At 72.4% G+C, this 19,891-nt stretch carries 17 protein-coding genes and 2 pseudogenes; 11 read left to right on the forward strand and 8 right to left on the reverse strand.

The window, feature by feature from the left end:
- Window positions 1-11: 11 nt before the first annotated feature.
- From AB0A94_RS01835 to AB0A94_RS01855, 5 genes and pseudogenes are all read right to left on the reverse strand, one after another.
- A pseudogene (locus AB0A94_RS01835) lies at window positions 12-928 on the reverse strand (IS982 family transposase).
- A 22-nt stretch (window positions 929-950) separates the two neighbouring features.
- On the reverse strand, window positions 951-1,892 hold the full coding sequence (locus tag AB0A94_RS01840) for a hypothetical protein (RefSeq protein WP_361737228.1): 942 nt from the start codon (window positions 1,890-1,892) through the stop codon (window positions 951-953).
- Window positions 1,893-2,119: 227 nt separating this feature from the next.
- Window positions 2,120-3,055, reverse strand: a pseudogene (locus AB0A94_RS01845) (serine/threonine-protein kinase); the annotation flags it as partial.
- Window positions 3,052-3,792 carry an FHA domain-containing protein gene (locus AB0A94_RS01850; protein ID WP_361737231.1) on the reverse strand — a complete coding sequence of 247 codons (741 nt, stop codon included), beginning with the start codon at window positions 3,790-3,792 and terminating at the stop codon, window positions 3,052-3,054. The gene AB0A94_RS01850 and the pseudogene AB0A94_RS01845, both read right to left, overlap by 4 nt.
- 159 nt (window positions 3,793-3,951) lie before the next feature.
- The gene (locus AB0A94_RS01855) at window positions 3,952-5,448 is read right to left on the reverse strand and encodes a helix-turn-helix domain-containing protein (RefSeq protein ID WP_361737234.1); all 1,497 of its coding nucleotides are present in this window, start codon (window positions 5,446-5,448) and stop codon (window positions 3,952-3,954) included.
- Window positions 5,449-5,592: 144 nt separating this feature from the next.
- Here AB0A94_RS01855 and AB0A94_RS01860 point away from each other — a divergent pair, with 144 nt between their 5' ends.
- Complete coding sequence (locus AB0A94_RS01860; protein ID WP_361737237.1) at window positions 5,593-6,636, forward strand: ArsR family transcriptional regulator; 1,044 nt, start codon at window positions 5,593-5,595, stop codon at window positions 6,634-6,636.
- 88 nt (window positions 6,637-6,724) lie between these two features.
- Here the strand turns inward: AB0A94_RS01860 and AB0A94_RS01865 are convergent, their stop codons facing one another.
- Window positions 6,725-7,330 (reverse strand): hypothetical protein, encoded by a 606-nt coding sequence (locus AB0A94_RS01865; RefSeq protein ID WP_361737240.1) that lies wholly within the window; start codon window positions 7,328-7,330, stop codon window positions 6,725-6,727.
- 282 nt (window positions 7,331-7,612) lie between these two features.
- Between AB0A94_RS01865 and AB0A94_RS01870 the strand changes: the two genes are divergently transcribed.
- The 7 genes from AB0A94_RS01870 to AB0A94_RS01900 all read left to right on the forward strand — a co-directional run bounded on the left by AB0A94_RS01870 (window position 7,613) and on the right by AB0A94_RS01900 (window position 15,498).
- Window positions 7,613-8,467, forward strand: a complete 855-nt coding sequence (locus AB0A94_RS01870; RefSeq protein WP_361737243.1) for a bifunctional methylenetetrahydrofolate dehydrogenase/methenyltetrahydrofolate cyclohydrolase — start codon at window positions 7,613-7,615, stop codon at window positions 8,465-8,467.
- 91 nt (window positions 8,468-8,558) lie between these two features.
- Window positions 8,559-8,999, forward strand: a complete 441-nt coding sequence (locus tag AB0A94_RS01875) for a DUF3017 domain-containing protein (RefSeq protein WP_361737549.1) — start codon at window positions 8,559-8,561, stop codon at window positions 8,997-8,999.
- A gap of 570 nt (window positions 9,000-9,569) precedes the next feature.
- A complete protein-coding gene (locus tag AB0A94_RS01880) occupies window positions 9,570-10,742 on the forward strand; it encodes a DUF2690 domain-containing protein (protein ID WP_361737246.1) in 1,173 nt (390 codons plus the stop codon).
- A 447-nt stretch (window positions 10,743-11,189) separates the two neighbouring features.
- A complete protein-coding gene (locus AB0A94_RS01885; RefSeq protein WP_361737249.1) occupies window positions 11,190-12,179 on the forward strand; it encodes a malate dehydrogenase in 990 nt (329 codons plus the stop codon).
- Between the two features lie 211 nt (window positions 12,180-12,390).
- Window positions 12,391-14,112 carry a hypothetical protein gene (locus AB0A94_RS01890; RefSeq protein ID WP_361737252.1) on the forward strand — a complete coding sequence of 574 codons (1,722 nt, stop codon included), beginning with the start codon at window positions 12,391-12,393 and terminating at the stop codon, window positions 14,110-14,112.
- A gap of 2 nt (window positions 14,113-14,114) precedes the next feature.
- The gene (locus tag AB0A94_RS01895) at window positions 14,115-14,468 is read left to right on the forward strand and encodes a hypothetical protein (protein ID WP_217128064.1); all 354 of its coding nucleotides are present in this window, start codon (window positions 14,115-14,117) and stop codon (window positions 14,466-14,468) included.
- Window positions 14,469-14,478: 10 nt separating this feature from the next.
- Complete coding sequence (locus AB0A94_RS01900; protein ID WP_361737256.1) at window positions 14,479-15,498, forward strand: hypothetical protein; 1,020 nt, start codon at window positions 14,479-14,481, stop codon at window positions 15,496-15,498.
- Between the two features lie 176 nt (window positions 15,499-15,674).
- On the opposite strand, the gene AB0A94_RS01905 is transcribed toward AB0A94_RS01900, so the two are convergent.
- Together AB0A94_RS01905 and AB0A94_RS01910 are read right to left on the reverse strand one after the other, a co-directional pair.
- Entirely contained in the window at window positions 15,675-16,127 is a 453-nt protein-coding gene (locus tag AB0A94_RS01905; RefSeq protein ID WP_361737259.1) for a carboxymuconolactone decarboxylase family protein, read from the reverse strand.
- Window positions 16,124-16,624 (reverse strand): carboxymuconolactone decarboxylase family protein, encoded by a 501-nt coding sequence (locus AB0A94_RS01910; RefSeq protein WP_361737262.1) that lies wholly within the window; start codon window positions 16,622-16,624, stop codon window positions 16,124-16,126. Before AB0A94_RS01910 ends, AB0A94_RS01905 begins: the two co-directional genes overlap by 4 nt.
- Before the next feature lie 46 nt (window positions 16,625-16,670).
- On the opposite strand from AB0A94_RS01910, the gene AB0A94_RS01915 reads away from it, so the two are divergent.
- From AB0A94_RS01915 to AB0A94_RS01925, 3 genes are all read left to right on the forward strand, one after another.
- Window positions 16,671-18,056 (forward strand): PLP-dependent aminotransferase family protein, encoded by a 1,386-nt coding sequence (locus AB0A94_RS01915; protein ID WP_361737264.1) that lies wholly within the window; start codon window positions 16,671-16,673, stop codon window positions 18,054-18,056.
- 246 nt (window positions 18,057-18,302) lie between these two features.
- On the forward strand, window positions 18,303-18,653 hold the full coding sequence (locus AB0A94_RS01920; RefSeq protein WP_361737267.1) for a hypothetical protein: 351 nt from the start codon (window positions 18,303-18,305) through the stop codon (window positions 18,651-18,653).
- Between the two features lie 7 nt (window positions 18,654-18,660).
- Complete coding sequence (locus AB0A94_RS01925) at window positions 18,661-19,845, forward strand: glutathionylspermidine synthase family protein (protein ID WP_361737270.1); 1,185 nt, start codon at window positions 18,661-18,663, stop codon at window positions 19,843-19,845.
- Window positions 19,846-19,891 lie beyond the last annotated feature (46 nt).

Below are 19,891 nucleotides of genomic sequence, written 5' to 3' on the forward strand. Positions count from 1 at the left end.
ATTCCAAGGGGTCAGTGGTCGTACGTTGTCAGCGAGCGGAGGGTGTCCTGTCCGGTGGCATCGTTGTGCCAGATCACGGCGGTCAGGGCGAGGATGCGCTGCAGGACGCGGGTGATGACACCGCGGGGTGTGCGTCCTCGGTGTTGTTCGAGGTTGAGGTGTCCCTTGAACGTTTCGTTGACCGACTCGATGACTTGTCGCAGCGGTTTGAACAGCGATCCGCCGGGCCGCTGCTGTTCGCCCTTGCGGGTCGGCCGTAGCAACTGGATACCCTGCTGGGCGAGTTCGCGCTCAAAGGTGCGGCCGAAGTAGTTCTTGTCGCCGATCACTGTCTGGGCGGGCCGGGCGGCGAGGAGGTGTGGTTCGGCCGCGAGCAGGTCAAGCAGGGTCTCGCGCTCGTCGGCCTTGGCTCCCGTCAAGGCGAAGGCGATGGGCAGCCCTTGGAGGGTGCATATCAGGTGCAGGCGCAGACCCCAGAAGAAGCGGCTGTGGCTGGCGCAGTAGCCGTACTCGGCCCATCCGGCCAGGTCAGAGCGTTTGACGGTCTCCCGTGAGCGGCCGCATTCCACGGGTGTGGAGTCCACGATCCACACGTCGTCGCTCCACACCGAGGTGCTGGTGGCCAGAATTCGAGTGATGCGACGTAGCAGTTCGGCGGCCTTGCGCAGCCGCTTGTTGTAGCCGGGTTGCTGCGGCAGGTACGGGAAAAAAGGTGGCGAAGGTGGGCCCGGGCATACCGGAGCCACCTGGCCTCGGAGGTGAACCCGAGCATCGCCTGCATCATCGCGAGGGTGACCAACTCGGCGTCGGTGAGCTGCGGCGAGATACCCACGGCGGGCCGCCACGGCGCCAGGTCCGGGCGCTGTTTCAGTAGATCGTCGGTCGCCGCATACAGTGCTGTCGCGAGGGTGTCCAGGTTGTTCGTCACACAACGATCTTGGGCGGGTCGGCTACGAGTTCGATGACACCAGCCGCGTACGAACGAGCGCTCGCAGCATCGCGGCGCCCGTCCCCACCGCTGCAAGGTGCAGGACCGCCGCGAGCGCGAGGTTTTCCGGCAGGGCCGCATCGGCTGGCTGCGCGACCGCCAGGTACAGGGTGAACGGAAGCTTCCAGCCGCTCCAGGCGAACAACGAGCCCGAGCCGAGCCAGCCGAACACCATCGGGCACCATCGGGGGAATCGTGCGGGTCGGCCTCGGACGGCAGCCCAGGTGGCGGCGGACGCCACGAACGCCCAGAGCCCGAAGACGCCGGACAGCACATGCCAAGCGAGGTCCCGCTCGCCGCGGTGGGCGACCCCTGCGGTGCCGCCCACCGCCCAATACAGCCAGATGAGACCGACCGCGGCGCCGACCACCGCCATCCATGGCAGCGCCCTTGGCGAGCCCTCCCCACGGTCCCCGAGCCGACCCGCGAACGCGTCCGGCCAGCGCCGCCGCAAGTACGTGGGCAGCGCGATGGCCAGACCCAGCCCCATGCCTACAAACCCGATCTGAACCAGCGCGGCCTCCCAGACCGGCATCGACGGGCCTGCGTCACTCCCGCTCTTCGGATTGCCATCCCCCGAGCCCAGCAGCGAACTGAGAACGGCGTACGGCAGCACCGGGACGAGGAACCCCGTCCCAACCCAAGCACAGAAAGCCAACGGCGCTGCCGGTATGCGCATCCCCCACGGCCGCACCAGCGCGAGCGCCACCGCGATCCCGATCCCTGCCATACCGATCGTGGCGCTGTTGAGCACCACCCACTCCGCCTTGCCGAATCCGTTCCCGACCGGCAGCAGCCCCAAGAGCGAACCGACCACCCACGACACCTTGATCAGCAGGTAGGGCGTCAGCGCCAGCGCTGCCCCATACGCCGCGACCCGCCCAGCGTAATCCCATCGATCCACTTGAACTCCCAATTCAAGCAACGGAGTTCAAGTCTCATTCACCACTGCCTCCACGGGCGTCAACCGCCGGGCGCATCCATGTCATCACTCAGGAGGAGTGAGAATCAGCCGACGGGAACACACAAAACTACTGGAGCACGAGGAGCCGCCGATTCACCCTCAGCCACCCAGATGCAGCCTTCAGTGGCACCCTTGGAATTGATCATCTAGACCACCTTGCGCAGGGCGCGCCGCCGCCGGGGTTTCCACCGGGGCAACCGGGGTGGGCGCGAGGTGCCCGCGGCCCGCTCCACGCGACGCAGCAGCACCGCCGTGTCCGCGGCCCGGTCCTCGTGGGAGGGGGCCAGACAGCCCCGTACGATCTCCCGCCAGTCCTCGGGGAGTCCGGGGGAGAGTCGCAGCTCCTCCGCGCCACGGGCGTAGCGCATCGCCGCGTCGTTGCGCGCCTCCGTGGTGCCGCCCGGCAGCGGGAACGAACCCGCGAGGACGACGTGGGCCAGCACGCCGAAGGCCCAGACGTCGGCGGTGGGGCGGATCAGGGTGCCCCGCGCGTCGGTCTCCGGCCAGAGGAGTTCGGGCGGGGTGTAGTCCGGGGTGGCGAACGCGGGGGCGTAGGCGTGGGTGCCCTCCAGCTCGGCGGCCGTGTTGAAGTCGGCGAGCCGTACCGAACCGTCCGCCATCAGCAGCACGTTGGCCGGTTTCAGATCACCGTGCACCCACCCCGCCCGGTGCACGTGCGCCAGCCCCTCGCAGATCTGCGTGAGCACGGCGCCGGGCGACGGGACCGGATGCGGTACGGCGTCCAACGACCGCTCGGCCCGGTCCAGTACGAGCACGGTGGCACCGTCGAGCTCCGGGTGGTCCGGGTCGTCCACGGTGAGGGTCTCGTACATCCGGACCAGCCGTGGCGAGTGGAGCCGGCTGAGGAAGTCGACTTCACGCTCGGCCAGTTCACGCACGTGAGGTCGCCGGTGACGGGTGCGGGTGCCGGTGGGCAGGACCTTCAGCGCCACCCGGCGGGGGAGTTCCGCCGGGCCCTCCCCGACGAGCCGTCCGGCGTGGACGGTGGCGAACGCACCCGAGCCCAGGGGCTCGCCGGCCTCCCAGCGCCCGATCCGGTAACCCCTCGGGACGGCGACGGTGTGCGGCCGGCCGCCGGTCACACCCGCACCTTGCCCATGGGCGCGGCGAGCACGACGAGGTCGTCCTCGCGGACCAGGTCGAAGCGGAGTGCCAGCGACACGAGGGACTCCTTCTTGCCGCTCAGGCGCTGACCCGGCTGCGCAGTGTCGGGGCCCGGCCGCAACCGCAGCTTGAGCGCGAGGTAGTCGATGTTCCAGTAGACGGTGGAGCGGTTGACCGTCGGCCAGACCGGGGCCAGCCGTTCGACGAGTTGTTCGACGGTCGGCAGCGGGGCGTGCGGCTCGCCGCGCAGACGGGGTTCGCACAGGGCGGCCAGCACCGCGAAGTACCGCCTGGTGCGGTCGAGGGTGAACGCCGGAGCGGTGTGGGCGCCGGGGACTTCGTGCCGGGTGGCGCGGCGGAAGGTGTGTCGCGGCGCCCAGACGTCGAAGGTCAGCAGGTCCCCCGCGGCGGGCAGGACGACACGGGCGAACTCGAACGGCACCGGTGCGTCCATGCGGCCCGGCGCGACCTTGATGTGCTCGCCGGCGCCCTCCGGGTTCTCGACGACGTACGTCTGGTCCTCGCTGCGGTTGTTCAGCAGCCAGAAGTTCCGGTACGCGGTGATCTCCCCGGCGATCCGGGGCACCCCCTCGTGCGCGATGGTGAGGCCGCGGGCCTTCTCGCCCCGGCCGAAGGCGAGCCGCTCACCCGTGGCGATCCTGATCTGGCCGGCCGGTCTCGCACAGGCCGGCGGCACGACGATGACGCTGTCCATGGATTCGTTCCCCCTGTCGGATCCATTACGGTCACACGGCCTGAAACCGGTCCCTTCCGGATCGGTCCGCCTCTTCGGACGACTGCCGGGAGACGGCGGATCCAGGCCGCTTCGACTGTAGGAGCGCTGTGGGTGGCTGCCCATGCACACGGTGCGCAGTCACGGGTGTGCCGCTGTCCACGGTGCACGGTCCGCGATGCGGAACGCGTGGACCAGTTCGTGGGTGCCGGGGCCCGGGGTCAGGAGGCTGCGTTGCAGGAGCCGTTCGGCGGTGCACAGACGGGCACGGACGGTGGTGCGGCTGATGCCGAGGCCGCGGGCCGTCCGCTGGGCGTCGGTGCCGGCCTCGATCCAGGCGCGCAGGATCCGGTGCACGGTGCCGTCGGTGCCGAGCAGCAAGGGCTCGAGGAAGGCGTGAGCCCAGGTGACGGCTGCCTCGGTGGACAGCAGACGGTCCGTCGAAGGGGGCGGCGAGGGCACGACCACGGTGTCGCCGTGGGGCAGCGGGAGGCCGGTGATCGCCAGGGCCAGGGCGAGATCGGCGCGGCTGTGGGGGTCGTGCAGGTCGAGGCCGAGGGCGTCCTGGACCCGTCTGAGGTGGGCGGTGACGGTGTTGCGGCTGACGTCGAGCAGCCGCGCCACACCCGAGCGGGGAAAGTTCAGCGCAAGGCCGGTGATGTCGACGGTGAGCCGGGGGGCCTCCCTGATCGGCTCTAGGAACGCCCGGGCCCAGGCCAGGGCCTGCCGCCGGGGGAGCAGGCCGGCGAGCGGCGGTCTGCCGTGGTGGTCGACGACCCGTTCGGGCGTGTGACGGGCGACGGCCAGGGCGTGGCGGGCCTGGTCGTAAGCCCGTGCGGTGGCCGGCAGGGGCGCGGGCGCGCTGATTCCCAGCGCGTAGTGAGGGTGGTCGCGCACCAGCTCCCGCAAGGGTGCGGCCAGGCCGCCGCCGGTGCCGTCGTCATCGTCGTCCGCGGGCAGCAGGCAGATGAGGTGGTCGTCGTAGACGGGGCAACGCACCATCAGGCCGCGACCGTGGTACCCGGACGCGTCCTGGTGGGCGTCGATGAGCCTGCCGCGGTCCGGGGGCGGACAGCGCAGCAGGTGGACGCGCAGGCGTTCCGCGTCGAGCAACGGCGGAACGGCACCGGTCGTCATCCTGCGGGCCAGCGTCGGCTCTCCGGTCATCAGGGCCATGAAGACCGCCAGGCGCAGCTGTGTCGCGGCCTGCCGGTGCCGGGACGCGAGGTCGTCGGCCTGCCGGGCGCGTCGCACCATCTCGGCCAGGGTGCCGACATGGGACACCAGCGTCATCGACGCCCGTGTGAGGGGGGACGGGCTGACCACCGTCAGCACCGGACGCGGCACCTGCCGTCCCAGTGCCTCGCACCGCACATGGACCGCGCCGACCTGCGAAGCCGCGGCGGCCAGGCGTCCACCGGCCAACTGCGTCAGTACCGGCCGGACGCCGGCGAGGACGTCCGGTGCGAACCGGGCGGTGGACAGGTCCACCTCGCCCGTACGGTCGACCAGCGCGACCTCCGCGCCGATCTGCCGGCCCAGCCAGTCGATCAGCGCCTGCAGTTCGCAGACGGCGTCCTGCCCGCCGCGCGGCCTCAGCCGACGCAGCAACTCATCGAGTACCTGAGGTGTCGGCACGGCTCCCCTCCGCCTGTTCCTCAAGCTCGTTGAGCCCTCGTATAGGGCCCGTTGATTCCCGACCCCTACGATCGCTCAGCCGACGACGTCCCACCACGGCATTGCGCTGCAGAGCAAAAACTCAGTCCACACGGGAGGAACGAGATGCTCCGCATCCATTTCAGCGACGCCGACTTGGGCAGAACCAAGATCGCCGCGGCCCCGGACCCCCTCTGGGAAGTCGCTGCCAGCCTGCACCGGCTGCAGACCCGGAGGGGGCGCTGGGCCTACGCCACCTGGTACCGCACGGCGCGGGAGCGGATCCGGGGGCAGGGACTGGAGCGCCTCGTACGCGGCGTGCTCCTCCCGCTGTACCCGAGGGCCGCGTACTTCCCGGACCTCCTGACGCCGGCCCAGGGCGTGGGCGACTGGGACTCCGGGGTCGAGGCCCTGCTGGCCACTCCACCGCGGCGCGTCCGGGAGGAGATGACCATCCTCGACCGGACCGTCGGAGCGCCTCCGTGGGCCGCGCGGCTGGCGGGGCTGGAGGAGCGCAGGGAGCTCGTGGGGATGCTGCGCGCGTACCACGAGGCCGTCGTCGTCCCGCACCAGGAGCAGATGTGGGCCCGTGTCGAGAGCGAGCGGGCAGTGCGCCGCCGTGGGCTGCTGGACGGAGGCGTGGAGGGCATGCTCGCCGGCCTCGGGCCGATGATGCGCTGGCGTCCTCCCGTCCTGGAGGTCAGTTACCCCAAGCAGGCGGCGGACCGCGACCTGTACCTGAACGGCCGTGGGATCACGCTCGTCCCCTCCTACTTCAACTGGGGGGAGCCGGTCGCCTTCGCGGACCCCGAGCTGCCGCCGGTGCTCCGGTACTCGCTGCTCCACGAACCGGCCGGGCCGGACGGGCCCGGCGACGCCGACGGTCCGGGGCGGTCCTTGAGCAACCTGCTCGGGCGCGCCCGTGCGGTCGCCCTGCACGCCGCGTCGACCGGCGCGACGACCGGTGAGATCGCGCGCGCCGCCGGCGTCTCGGCGTCCGCCGCGAGCAGACACGCCACCGCCCTGCGCGACGCGGGCCTCGTCACCACGATCCGGAACGGGCCGTCCGTGCTGCACACCCTCACCCCGACGGGTGCGGCGGTGCTGCGTGCCGCCCTGCGGAAGGCGGAGGAGGGCAACGGGAGCGTCACGGGCACGCCGCCGGCCTGAGCCGGTGGCCCCGGACGCGCCAGGGCCGTGTCCCCCTCGTGCGGGTGGGACACGGCCCTGTGGCGGTGAACGACGTGAATCCGCCCGTTCAGTACCTCGGCCGCTTGAACCATTCGGCGCTGGTCCGCTTCGCGGCGAAGACGATCAGCAGGATCGCGACCACCATGATGAGCAGACCGAGGCCGTACGCGGCGATCATGAAGATGCCGCTGACGATCGCGAACGAGCCGTAGACGATCGAGCAGACACGGATGCCGTTGCCGCCCTTGGCGTACTGCAGCAGCAGCACCAGGCCGAGGACCGCGAAGACGGCGGCCAGGCCCAGGAAGAAGACGACGACGCCCTTGCCCAGGTCGGCGAAGGCCTCGGCTTCGGAGTCACCCGTGATGCCGGCCTCGGCCATCGTCTCGTCCCACTCGGACAGCGCGTACCCGTACATCGCCGCGATGATGACGTGGGCCAGGGCGACGATGCCGAGCATGATCTGCGCGGCCCGCGTGATGCCGGGCATCTGGGTGAGGACGGGACCGCCGCCGTACGGCTGGGACACCGGCGGGGCGGCGGGGTAGCCGTAGCCCTGCTGCGGGACTCCGGGCTGCTGCGGGTAGCCGTAACCCGGGTGGCCGGCCGGCGGCTGCTGGGGCGGCTGACCCTGCGGGGCACCATAGGGGTTGTTCGGGTCGCCGAAACTCATGGCGGTTCTTCCTCCGTTGCGCTTCCGGTGCGGGGACGACGCGAGGCTCGGCACGGAGGAAGTTCTACAGATGCGGTCCGTCCCCCCGGTTCTGCCCGCGGCACTGTGCTCTCATCGTTCTCGACCGTTCCTTTCCCTGTCCAGGCGTAAGCCGTATGTGTTGTGCAAGTGCAACATCACGATCTTCGCCGGAAACGGGCGATACGTGATCCGAGGGTGCCGCGGCCGCCCGGAATGCGGGCGGATTGGAACCAGGGCCCGGTCATCCGCGAGGATGGGGCCATGACCGCCCAGATTCTCGATGGCAAGGCCACCGCAGCCGAGATCAAGTCCGATCTGACCGCCCGCGTGGCGGCGCTGAAGGAGAAGGGCGTCACGCCCGGCCTCGGCACGATCCTCGTCGGGGAGGACCCCGGCAGCCAGAAGTACGTCGCCGGGAAGCACCGCGACTGCGCCCAGGTGGGCATCGCCTCCATCCAGCGCGAACTGCCGGGCACGGCCACGCAGGAGGAGATCGAGACGGTCGTCCGCGAGCTGAACGAGGACCCCGCCTGTACCGGTTACATCGTGCAGCTGCCGCTGCCCAAGGGCATCGACGAGAACCGCATCCTCGAACTGATGGACCCGGGCAAGGACGCCGACGGCCTCCACCCGATGAACCTCGGCCGTCTCGTCCTCAACGAGCCGGCCCCCCTGCCCTGCACCCCCAACGGCATCATCACCCTGCTGCGCCGCCACGGCGTGGAGATCAAGGGCGCCGAGGTGGTGGTCGTCGGCCGCGGCGTGACCATCGGGCGCCCGATGCCCCTGCTGCTGACCCGGCGCAGCGAGAACGCCACGGTGACCCAGTGCCACACCGGCACCCGCGACCTGTCGGCCCACCTCCGGCGCGCGGACATCATCGTGGCCGCCGCGGGCAGCGCCCATCTGATCCGCCCCGAGGACGTCAAGCCGGGCGCGGCCGTCCTCGACGTCGGTGTCTCCCGCAACGCCGAGGGCAAGATCATGGGCGACGTCCACCCGGGCGTGGCCGAGGTGGCCGGCTGGGTCGCCCCGAACCCCGGCGGTGTCGGCCCGATGACCCGGGCCCAGCTGCTGGTCAACGTGGTCGAGGCGGCGGAGCGCAGTGTCGGCTGAGCGGAACACCCCGGCCGCCCCGGACATACCGGACACCGCAGACGCCACGGACAGCACGGACGCTCCCGAGGGGCGGGAGCGGGCCGAGGACATCACGGTCCTTGACCCCGTCAGCGCGCCCGACGCCGAGGGCAGGCCGCGCCGCACCACCCGCCGGTTCCCCCTGTTCACCAGGGACACCGCGCGCCCCGAGGGCGGGGGCCGGGCGGCCCCCGGCGACGCCCCCGCGCCCGCCCGGCAGTGGCCGATCCTCGCCGTGCTGCTCACGGTCGGACTGGGGCTGCTGCTGACCGCGCTGGACCAGTTCCGGCTGGGCACGCTGCTGGTCGGCGTGGCCCTGCTGGCCGGGGCCGCGCTGCGCTGGCTGGTGCCGGACGTCGGCATGCTCGCGGTGCGCTCCCGCTTCACGGACATCGTCACGTACGGCGGGCTGGGCCTGGTGATCGCGCTGCTGGCGCTGATGGTGCAGCCGAATCCGCTGCTGGAGATCCCGTTCCTGAAGGACACGCTGCACTTCACGGTCGACGGTTAGCCGGAGGCGAAGCGGCGTGGAGGCGGTCCGCCGGCCGGAGGCGGAGCGCCGTGAACGGCGGCCCGTCCTCACCCCCGTGAGAGGACGGGCCGCCGACGCGCACCACACTCCTGCACGGTGAAGGGCCTGTTCAACGGCTGTCCGGCCGCTGTGGCACGGAAGTGACCGTTCCGCTACGCCCCCGGAATCCCCGTACAGCCTTGCGACGACTCCGTATGTGACCGACCGGTGTCGATGTATTGACAAACACGCGCTTGTGCGACGAAGTAGTGGGACAGTGGACCGGCGTGCACAAACGGGACGGTCCGGATGTCCCGCGTGCGGGTGCCTGGTTCCGTTCGGCCGAGGGGGCGACCGATGGGACACTGGACCGCGAGTGAGCGGGCGTGCGACGGTGCCTGCCCGCGGCCCTGATGCTCCCGTGCGCCCCCGCCCCGGGAACTGAGACCCTGCCTGACGGCATCCTCGTGGGTAGCCACAACGGGGACTCGGCAAGGGGCACCATGCACGAGGGAACAACCAGCACCAACCGGGGGGAAGAGGGGGGAAGCAATGCCTCGTTGGAAGGCCTTGCCGGATGAACTCGATCCGCAGATCAGGGAGTTCACGAGCCAGCTCAGAAGGGTCGTGGACCGCAGCGGCCTGAGCGTCGCGTCGGTCTCCGACCGCACGGGCTACAGCAAGACGTCCTGGGAGCGTTACCTGAACGGCCGGCTGCTCGCGCCCAAGGGCGCGATCGTGGCCCTGGCCGAGGTCACCGGGACCAACCCGATGCACCTCACCACCATGTGGGAGCTCGCCGAGCGCGCCTGGAGCCGCTCGGAGATGCGTCACGACATGACGATGGAGGCGATCCGGATCTCGCAGGCGCGTGCCGCGCTCAGCGAGGTCGCCGGCCCGTCCTCCGGCTCGGGCGGCGGGCCCGCCCGCAAGGGCGGAGCCGCGGTCCGCCCGGGTGTCGCGGGGCCGGCCGGGGTCGTGCCGAGCGTGCCGCCGCAGCCGACCGCCTCGGACGTGCGTGACGCCACCACCGGCGGCGTGCGGGAGGACCGTGCGCGGGACGGTTCGTCCGGGACGAACTCCTGGGGGGTCGCCGCCCCCGCCGGGTCGCCGCAGCCGGGCCGCCGCGGTCCCGGAGCCGGGGCCGCACCGCCCCCCGCGGGCGAGCGTCCACCGGGCGCGTACGGCGCACCGCCCCCGGGCGCGTCCGGGCACGGCCGCCCGGGCGGCTCCGGACGTCCCGGCGGCAAGCGGCGGACGTCGACGTTCATCGCCGGAGCGGTGGGAGCGCTGGTGGTGGTCGCCGCCGCCTTCTACGTCACCGGCACCGAGGACGGCAAGGGCAAGGACGAGGCCCGAAAGTCCCCCTCACCCACCGCCACCGCCCGTGTCGACCTGCCCCCCGGCGTGAAGTGCAGCGGTGACAGCTGCGCGGGCAAGGACGCCGAGGTCATGGGGTGCAGTGGCGACCTGGTGACCACGACCGGGACCGCGACCGTCGGCGCCACCACGGTGGAGGTCCGCTACAGCGAGACCTGCGCCGCGGCCTGGGGACGCATCACCCAGGGCGCGCAGGGGGACAGGGTCGAGATCGGCGCGGGCGCGGCCAAGAAGCAGAGCGACAGCATCACCGCCGCCGGTGACACGGTGGCGTACACCCCGATGGTGCCGGTGGAGAACGCGGCGGACGCGAAGGCGTGCGCGGTACTGGCCGCCACCGGCGAGAAGGGCTGCACCGGGTAGCGTCCCCGCACCAGGCCCGGCACGCCGCGCGCACGGGTCCGTACGGGTCCGTACGCGTCCCGTACATGTGGGGAAAACGTGGGGACGCGCATGGTGCGGCGAAAGGCGGGCACGCGGAAAGTACCCCCACGGGAGTCCGGCACGGTCGGTCCCCGACGGCGGCCGCCCCGTCCCCACCTCTCCCGGACGGGACGGCCGCCCTTCACGTGTCCGCTCGGGCCGTCCGCGTACCGGGCCCGTCACTCTGTGGGGCGGGCCACAGGGAGCCCGGCCGTCCGTCCTCGTGGATGCGCGATAGCCTGACCGCTGGATCTCTCTTGACGCCAAGAGATCGATCATTCGAACCGATGATCGATCATCGTGGTGGACGCCGGTCACGAGCCGGAGCGGGATCCCGCACCCCGGGGCAGGGACCGCCCCACCGCCAGCTGTCATACGGAGAACGCCATGACCCGCACTCCCGTGAACGTCACCGTCACCGGCGCGGCCGGCCAGATCGGTTACGCCCTGCTCTTCCGCATCGCCTCCGGCCAGCTGCTCGGCGCGGACGTGCCGGTCAAGCTGCGCCTGCTGGAGATCACCCCGGCGCTGAAGGCCGCCGAGGGCACGGCCATGGAGCTGGACGACTGCGCGTTCCCCCTCCTCCAGGGCATCGACATCACGGACGACCCGAACGTGGCCTTCGACGGCGCCAACGTCGGCCTCCTCGTGGGCGCCCGCCCGCGCACCAAGGGCATGGAGCGCGGTGACCTCCTCGAGGCCAACGGCGGCATCTTCAAGCCGCAGGGCCAGGCCATCAACGCCCACGCCGCGGACGACATCAAGGTCCTGGTCGTCGGCAACCCGGCCAACACCAACGCCCTGATCGCCCAGGCCGCCGCCCCGGACGTGCCCGCCGAGCGGTTCACCGCCATGACGCGCCTGGACCACAACCGCGCGCTGACCCAGCTGTCGAAGAAGACCGGCGTCCCGGTCTCCGAGATCAAGAAGCTGACGATCTGGGGCAACCACTCCGCCACCCAGTACCCCGACATCTTCCACGCCACGGTCGCCGGCAAGAACGCCGCCGAGGCCGTCAACGACGAGAAGTGGCTGGCCGAGGAGTTCATCCCGACCGTCGCCAAGCGCGGTGCCGCGATCATCGAGGCCCGTGGCGCCTCCTCGGCCGCCTCCGCCGCCAACGCCGCCATCGACCACGTGTACACCTGGGTCAACGGCACCGCCGACGGCGACTGGGCCTCCATGGGCATCCCGTCGGACGGCTCCTACGGCGTTCCGGAGGGCCTGATCTCCTCCTTCCCGGTCACCGTGAAGGACGGGAAGTACGAGATCGTCCAGGGCCTGGAGATCAACGAGTTCTCCCGCGCCCGCATCGACGCCTCCGTCAAGGAGCTCGAGGAGGAGCGCGAGGCGGTCCGCGGCCTCGGCCTCATCTGATCGGGACCGAGTTCCCCGCGGGCCCCGTGCCGGTTCGTCCGGCACGGGGCCCCGCGCGTGCCCGGCCCCGTACGTGCCCGGCCTCGTACGTGCCCGGCCTCGTACGTGACCTCGCTCGGCAATCCGGTTCGCCGGCGCCTCCGCTTCCCCTATGCTGATCCCCCGTCACTTTGAGTGTCAGCCGCGTCGATTCGCGTATCGGGGGATTCGCGTGAGCACCGCATACGTGCCGCAGCAGCCACAGCACACCGGCGCGGCGTCGCCGTCCGACCCGCCGCCCGTACCACCGCACGCCAGCGAGGCCTCCCGCCTGCTGTGCGCGGGCGTCTACCTGGACTCCGGCTACCGCGACCAGGTCATCGAGCAGCTCTACCTCAACGAGCAGCGCGTCGTCGCGCCCTCGCTCGGCTTCGACGCCGCCCGCGTCCTCGCGCACGCGCTGCGCGCCCGGCGCCACGAGCTGCTGTGGGCGGCGGCCGTCCTCGGGCTGTGGGTGGTGGGCGGACCGCTCAGCGGCGGCCTGCTCGTCTTCTTCCTCTGGCCCAGCCTGCTGCTCGCCGCCGCGCCCCTGCTCCGCGGGCGGGCGGCGCAGCCGTTCTGGTACCGCTGGCTCGCCGCGTTCCTGGCGCGCTGGACCGGCCGTGTGCTCATCGGGCTCGCCCTGCTGACGCTGGGGACGGTCGCCTTCGGCGGCGGCCCGGACGACGACTCCGGATACGGGTCCTCGTACGACTCCGGCGGGAACGAGGCGCTGGAGTCGCTCACCGACTCCTTCGCGACGCTGGCCGAACCGTGGCAGGCCTGGTTCGGGATCGGTGTGCTCGTCTGCATCGGCCTGTGCACGGCGGCCCAGCGCAACCAGTTCGCCCGCGCCCTCGCCGCCGAACTGTCCCCGCGGCGTTTCCCGGACGCCGCCGGCGACCCCGCCGAGCGGGCCGACGGGCAGCGGCTGCGGCGGCTGGCGCACCGCATCCGGCTGGAACAGCACGCACCGCTGGTCATGTACCACGAGGCGCGTCCGTTCTGCGGGGCGGGCGCGGCGTACGACACCTGGGTGCTCGCCGTGGAACTGCGGCCGGACGAGGAGAAGAAGCAGCAGCCGCTCAGCAACCGCGCGATCCTCGACCGGATCCGGCCGCTGCTGGAGCAGTTGCGGGTGCCCGCCGAGTACGCGGGACCCGGCGTGCGGGACCGGCTGCGCCGCCTCGAGATCGACGAGTGCGTGTTCCTGCCCGTCGAAGGGCTCCTCAGCCGTGACCAGGCGCCCTACGGCCCGGCGGAGTTCGAGCAGCACCGGGGGCGGGCCGTCGAGGAGGGCGGCGAGAAGCGCCGGCACTTCCTGCGCGTCCGCGTCGGCGGCTGGGAGGAGGAACTGGTCGTCACGGTCTTCGTGCGCGTCCACACGCAGGGCCGGATGCTCATGCTGGAGATCGCCCCGCACGTGCTGACGCCGGTCCGCGCGGACTTCAAGGACGCCGACCGCACCTCGCACCGGTTCCTCCACGACAGCCCGGTCGGCCGGATCGCCGGCGCCGCCGTCCTGGTGCCCGGCTCCGCGGGCCGCTCGCTGGTGACGCTCGGCCGGGGCGCGGTCTACCTGTGGCGGATGCTGACCGGCGGACACGCGCACGCGCTGCCCGACGGTCCGGCCCTCTCGGTGCGGGAGCTGGCCTCGGTGCCCTCCGGGTCCACCTTCCAGGAGATGGACGTCGCCCGGTACCTCAGGAGCGTCCAGGACCGCATCGGGCGCGGGGTGCGGCTGGCCCTGGCCGAGGCCGGCTACGAGACCGGCGAGTTCGTGCAGAAGATCGTCAACATCAGCAACGGCGCGGTGCACATCGGCCGCGCCGACAACTCCTCGTTCGCCTTCGGTGACCACGCGCGCGCCGAGACCACGACCGGCGGCTCCCAGCCGCAGAAGGGATCCGACTAGCGATGGCACCCAACGAGCCGAACGTCAGCATCGGCCGCGCCGACAACTCCTCCTTCGCCTTCGGCGACCACGCGCGCGCCGAGACCCGCAACAGCGCCCCCGCGGCGCGCGACGAGTCCGCCGAGCAGCTGCTGGCGGCCGTGCGGGAACTCCGCGGTGACCTGGCCCGGCTGCGGGAGAACGAGCAGGCCGCGCGGCTGGACGAGACCCTCGCCGAGACCGAGGAGGAGATCACCCGGACCGGAACGGCCGGTGAGGGCCGCCTCCGGCGGCTGCGCGAGGTGCTCACGGACGCCCAGAACATCGTGACGCTGTTCGCGTCGGCGGGAGCCGTCGCCGGCCTGCTGGGAATGTGAGAGGGACGCGATGAGCGGGGGACAGCGGTACTGGAACGAGGACGCCCAGCGCTGGGAGGACGGCGGCGGCGCGGCACCGGTCACCCCGCCGCCCCCGCCGCGCCCGGAGTTCCTGCCGCTCGGGCCGGACGCCCCGGCGGGCGCTTCGGACGCGCCGGACGACGTACCGACGGGCACCGTAGGGGCGGGCGGCATACCGGGGCCCGCCACGGGGCACGGAGCCTGGTCCAGCCCCGAACCGCCGCACGGCGCGACCTGGCCGTCCGCCGAGCCGGCGCCGCCCGTCGGCCGGGGCCCCGGCCGACGGCTCCTGTGGGGCGTGCTGGGCGGGGCCGCCGCGGCCGGGGTCGCCGCGGCGCTGCTGCTGACGCTGGTCGTCGACGACGACGCGGCGGACGGCGGGCCCGGCTCCCGCGACGACCACGCGGCCACCTCCGGCCCGGCGCCGACGTCCGACGTGACCCCCGGCCCGTCGGACGTCGGCACGGCCGCCGTCGAACCCACCGACGGCACCACCGGCTCCCCCTCCGGCCAGGCGTCCGGACTCCCCGCCGACTACGAGCTCCACACCGACGCCGAGGGCTTCACCATCGCCCGCCCGCTGGGCTGGACGCGCGAGGCGGTGGCCTCCCAGCACGGCATGGACGTCGTCAACTACCGCAGCGCCGACGGGTACCGCCGCCTCCAGGTGTACGAGGTCGCGGAGTCCTCCCCCGAGGAGTCCTTCGACCTGTTCCTGTCCGACAGCACGCCGAAGGCCGAAGGTTTCGAGAAGGTCTCCCTGGAGCCGGTCGACGAGGCCGGTGTCTCCGGGCTGCGGCTGGAGTACCGGGCCGACTCCCTGCGGGGCGAACCGGACGCCGGCAGCTGGCACGTCCAGGACGTGCGCTTCCGCGCTCCGGGCGACGGCAAGACGTACGCGATCGCCGCGTACGGCCCGCCCACCGACGGCATCGACCCCGAACTGCACCTGGCGCTGACCGCCGTCGCGCACTTCTGCCCCCCGGCCACCACCTGCGAACAGGGCTGACCCGGGGCTTCCCGGCCGCACCCGGGCCTTTCGTCCCGTCGCGTCGTCCCGTCGCGTTGTTCCGTCGCGTTGTTCCGTCGCGCCCCCGTGCTCCGTGCCTCCGTGCTCCGTGCCCCCGTGCTCCGTGCCCCGGAGCACTTCCGGCCGTGGACCGCGCACGCACCGGTGACCGGAGTTCACCACTCGGTGGAGCCCGGCGGGATCCGGCGGGCGACCATCAGCCGGTTCCAGCCGTTGACGGCGGTGATCAGCGCGACGAGGTGGGCGAGCCGGACGGCGTCGAAGTGCCCGGCCGCCCGTTCGTACACCTCGTCGGGCACGAACCCCTCGGTCAGCACCGTGACCGCCTCGGTCAGCTCCAGCGCGGCCCGCTCCCGCGCGTCGAAGACGTCGTCCCCGGCCTCCTCCCAGGCGTCCAGCAGATCGAGCTGCGCCTCGCGCACCACCCCCTCCTTGCGGGCGAGGGCGAGGTGCAGGTCGAGGCAGAACGCGCAGTGGTTGAGCTGCGAGGCACGGATCTGGACCAGCTCGGCCAGCCCCGGATCGCCGAGGCCCCTCTTGGCGGCGGCGCTCACCGCCCGCAGCGCGCTGCGGACACCGGCGTCGAGGCGGGTCGTACGAGCCGTCACCCGTGCTGTCCCGGCGTGTAGTGGCCCGGGGTCATCCGGCAGGTCACACCGAACCGGTTCCACGCGTTGATCACGGTGATCGCGGCGATCAGCTGCGCCAGCTCCGGCTCCTCGAACCGCTTGGCGGCCCGCTCGTACACCTCGTCCGGCACGAAGCCGTCCGTCAGCACGGTGACCGCCTCGGTCAGCTCGAGCGCCGCGAGCTCCTTCTCCGTGTAGAAGTGCCGCGACTCCTCCCACGCGCCGAGCTGGATGATCCGCTCGACGCTCTCACCCGCCGCGAGCGCGTCCTTGGTGTGCATGTCCAGGCAGAAGGCGCAGTGGTTGAGCTGGGAGGCGCGGATCTTCACCAGCTCGTACAGCTTGGCGTCGAGCCCCTTCTTGGCGGCGGTGTCCAGCCGGATCATCGCCTTGTAGACCTCGGGGGCGTGCCGGGCCCACTCCAGCCGGACGGGCAGCTCGGCGGCGTACTCGGTGTTCGTTTCCGTAGTGGTCATGCCTCGACCCTAGGAGCGAGGCAGCCCAGGAGTATGGTCCACTTCCATGGCGGAACGCTGGGCCACTTTCGGCATCGACCTGCACCTCGAACCGACCGGTCCCGGCCTGCGCCGCGGCCTGACCGAGGCCCTGCGCGAGGCCGTCCGCACCGGCCGGCTCACCCCCGGCACCCGGCTGCCCTCCTCCCGCTCCCTCGCCGCCGACCTGGGCATCGCCCGCAACACCGTCGCCGACGCCTACGCCGACCTGATCGCCGAGGGCTGGCTCACGGCCCGGCAGGGCTCCGGCACCCGCGTCGCCGACCGCGCGGTGCCCACCCCGCCGACCCGCCGACCGTCCCCGCGCCGGGCCCCCGGCCGGCTTCCGTACGACCTCGTCCCGGGCACCCCCGACCTCTCCTCCTTCCCCCGCGCCGAATGGCTCAAGGCCGCCCGCCGCGCCCTCGCCGCCGCCCCGCACGACGCCCTCGGCTACGGCGACCCGCGCGGCCGCCCCGAACTGCGCACGGCCCTCGCCGACTACCTGGCGCGCGTCCGGGGCGTACGCGCCGACCCCGAACGGATCGTCGTCTGCTCCGGTTTCGCCCACGGCCTCCGCCTCCTCTGCGAGGTCCTGCGCGCCCGCGGCGCCCGCACCCTCGCCGTGGAGTCCTACGGACTGGACACCCACTGGGACCTGGCCGCCCGCGCCGGCCTGACCACCGTCCCGCTCCCCTTCGACTCCCTCGGCACCCGCGCACAGGACCCGGGCGCCGCCGACGCGGTCCTGCTCAGCCCGGCCCACCAGTTCCCGCTGGGCGGCGCCCTGCGCCCCGAGCGCCGCGCCGCCGTCGTCGACTGGGCGCGCCGCACCGGCGGACTGATCCTGGAGGACGACTACGACGGCGAGTTCCGCTACGACCGCCAGGCCGTCGGCGCGCTCCAGAACCTCGACCCCGACCACGTGGTCTACCTCGGCACCGCCAGCAAGTCCCTCGCCCCGGGCCTCCGCCTCGGCTGGACGGTCCTGCCCCCGTCCCTGCTCCCGGACGTCGTCGCCCACGGCGGCGGCCACTCCGTCAGCGTCCTCGAACAGCTCACCCTCGCCGAGTTCCTCACCTCCGGCGCCTACGACCGCCACGTCCGCGCCGCCCGCCTGCGCTACCGCCGCCGCCGCGACTCCCTGGTCGAGTCCCTCGCCACCCGGGCCCCCGACGTCCGGATCACCGGCATCGCGGCCGGCCTGCACGCCGTCCTGCAACTCCCGCCCGGCACCGAGCGGTCCGTGGTCCAGGCCGCCACCTGGCAGAACCTCGCCGTCCACGGCCTCTCCCGCTTCCGCCACCCCGCCACCGGCGCCGCGGCGGGCGACGCCCTGGTGGTCGGCTACGCCACCCCACCGGACCACGCCTGGGCGAGCACCCTGGACGCCCTGTGCCGGGCACTGCCCTGACGCACCGGAGGTGCGGGGGTGCCGTCGGCGGCGATACGAGTCCTGGGGAGGAAGCGGACAGGTGGAGGTCACGCGGGGGCGCACCACGAGCCACGGAACCGGCCCATGCATGCCAAAGAGGGCGAAAAGGCGGCGGGGAGAAGGGCGGGAGCGGGGGCTCCTGCGCGCGCCCGCCGGGCGGTCTCTAGGCTGTCCGCCGCGAGCCGGGGAAGGTGACCCGGGGGAGTGCGAGGGGGAGTGAAGGGCATGGCGGAGTCACGGCGGCGGTTGCGGTCCAGCACGGTGGTGCTCGGGGGGATGGGTGTCCTCGCGGCGGCGCTGACCTCGTGCGGGTCGGATCCGGACCGGCGGTGCGTGGACCGGGACAGCTACGACCACATCAACGGCTACAAGGTCGTCGCCGACAAGAACTGCACGTCCTCCGGGACGACCTCCTCGGGCTCCTTCGGCAAGGGCGGCAAGTCCCGCGCCAACGCCGACTGGTACTACGACGCCGACGTCAGCAACGGCTACGCCGACTACGGCACCTTCAGCCGCAGCGAGGCCGTCGACCGGGGCGGCTTCGGCTGCTCGGGCTCCGGCAGCAGCGGCGGCTGAGCGGGTCATGGAACGGCGTACGACCGAGCCGCGCCCCGGCTGGCAGGAGACCGTCGAGGAGCAGGGGCTCATCTATCCGCTCACCCGCTACCCGGACGGCTCCCTGCGCCCCTACTGGGACGAGAGCGCCTACTACGTCTTCAGCCTGGGCGAGGTCGAGGCGCTGGAGGAGGTCGTCGAGGAACTGCACGGCATGTGCCTCGCCGCCGCCGAGCACATCGTCACCGCCGACCGCTTCGCCGACCTCGGCATCACCGACCCGCGCATCGCCCGCGTGGTCGCCGAGGCCTGGCACCGGCGTGCCGAACTCCCCTCCGTCTACGGCCGTTTCGACCTGCGCTACGACGGCACCGGCCCGGCGAAACTGCTGGAGTACAACGCCGACACCCCGACCTCCCTCGTGGAGGCCGCCTCCCCCCAGTGGTTCTGGATGGAGGAGCGCTTCCCCGGCGCCGACCAGTGGAACTCCCTCCACGAACGCCTCGTCGACGCCTGGAGGAAACAGGCCGCCCTCCTCCCACCGGGCAGCCCCCTGTACTTCGCCCACTCCTCCGCCGACGAGTACGGCGAGGACCTCATGACCGTCGCCTACCTCAAGGAGACCGCCGAACAGGCCGGCCTCGACACCGACTGGATCTCCATGGAGGAGATCGGCTGGGACCGCCTCTCCGGCCGCTTCGTCGACAACGGCCTCCGGTTCATCCGCAGCGTCTTCAAGCTGTACCCCTGGGAGTGGCTCACCACCGACCGCTTCGCCGACCATGTTCTCGCCACGCTCGACAACGGCGGCGGCACCGGCTCCACCCTGTGGATCGAACCCGCCTGGAAGATGCTGCTGAGCAACAAGGCCCTGCTGGCGATCCTGTGGGAGCTGTACCCCGGTCACCCCCACCTCCTCCCCGCCTATCTGGACGGCCCGCGGGAGCTGGCCGACACCACCGGCTGGGTCGCCAAGCCCCTGCTCGGCCGCGAGGGCGCCGGCGTGACCCTCCACGAGCCCGGCTCCGACCCCGTGCTCCGCGACGAACCCTGCTGCTACCAGCAGCTGGCCCCGCTCCCCACCTTCGACGGCAACCACGTCGTCCTCGGCACATGGGTGGTGGAGAACGAGTCGGCGGGGCTGGGCATCCGCGAGTCCTCGGGGCTGGTGACGGACGAGTACGCCCGCTTCCTGCCCCATGTGATCCTCTAGCGCCCCTGTCGCCCGCATGGTGGACGCCGGCGCCCGTGCCGGGACG

Origin of the sequence: Streptomyces sp. NPDC044984 (genome assembly GCF_040646935.1) — a bacterium.
Taxonomy (GTDB): Bacteria; Actinomycetota; Actinomycetes; order Streptomycetales; family Streptomycetaceae; genus Streptomyces.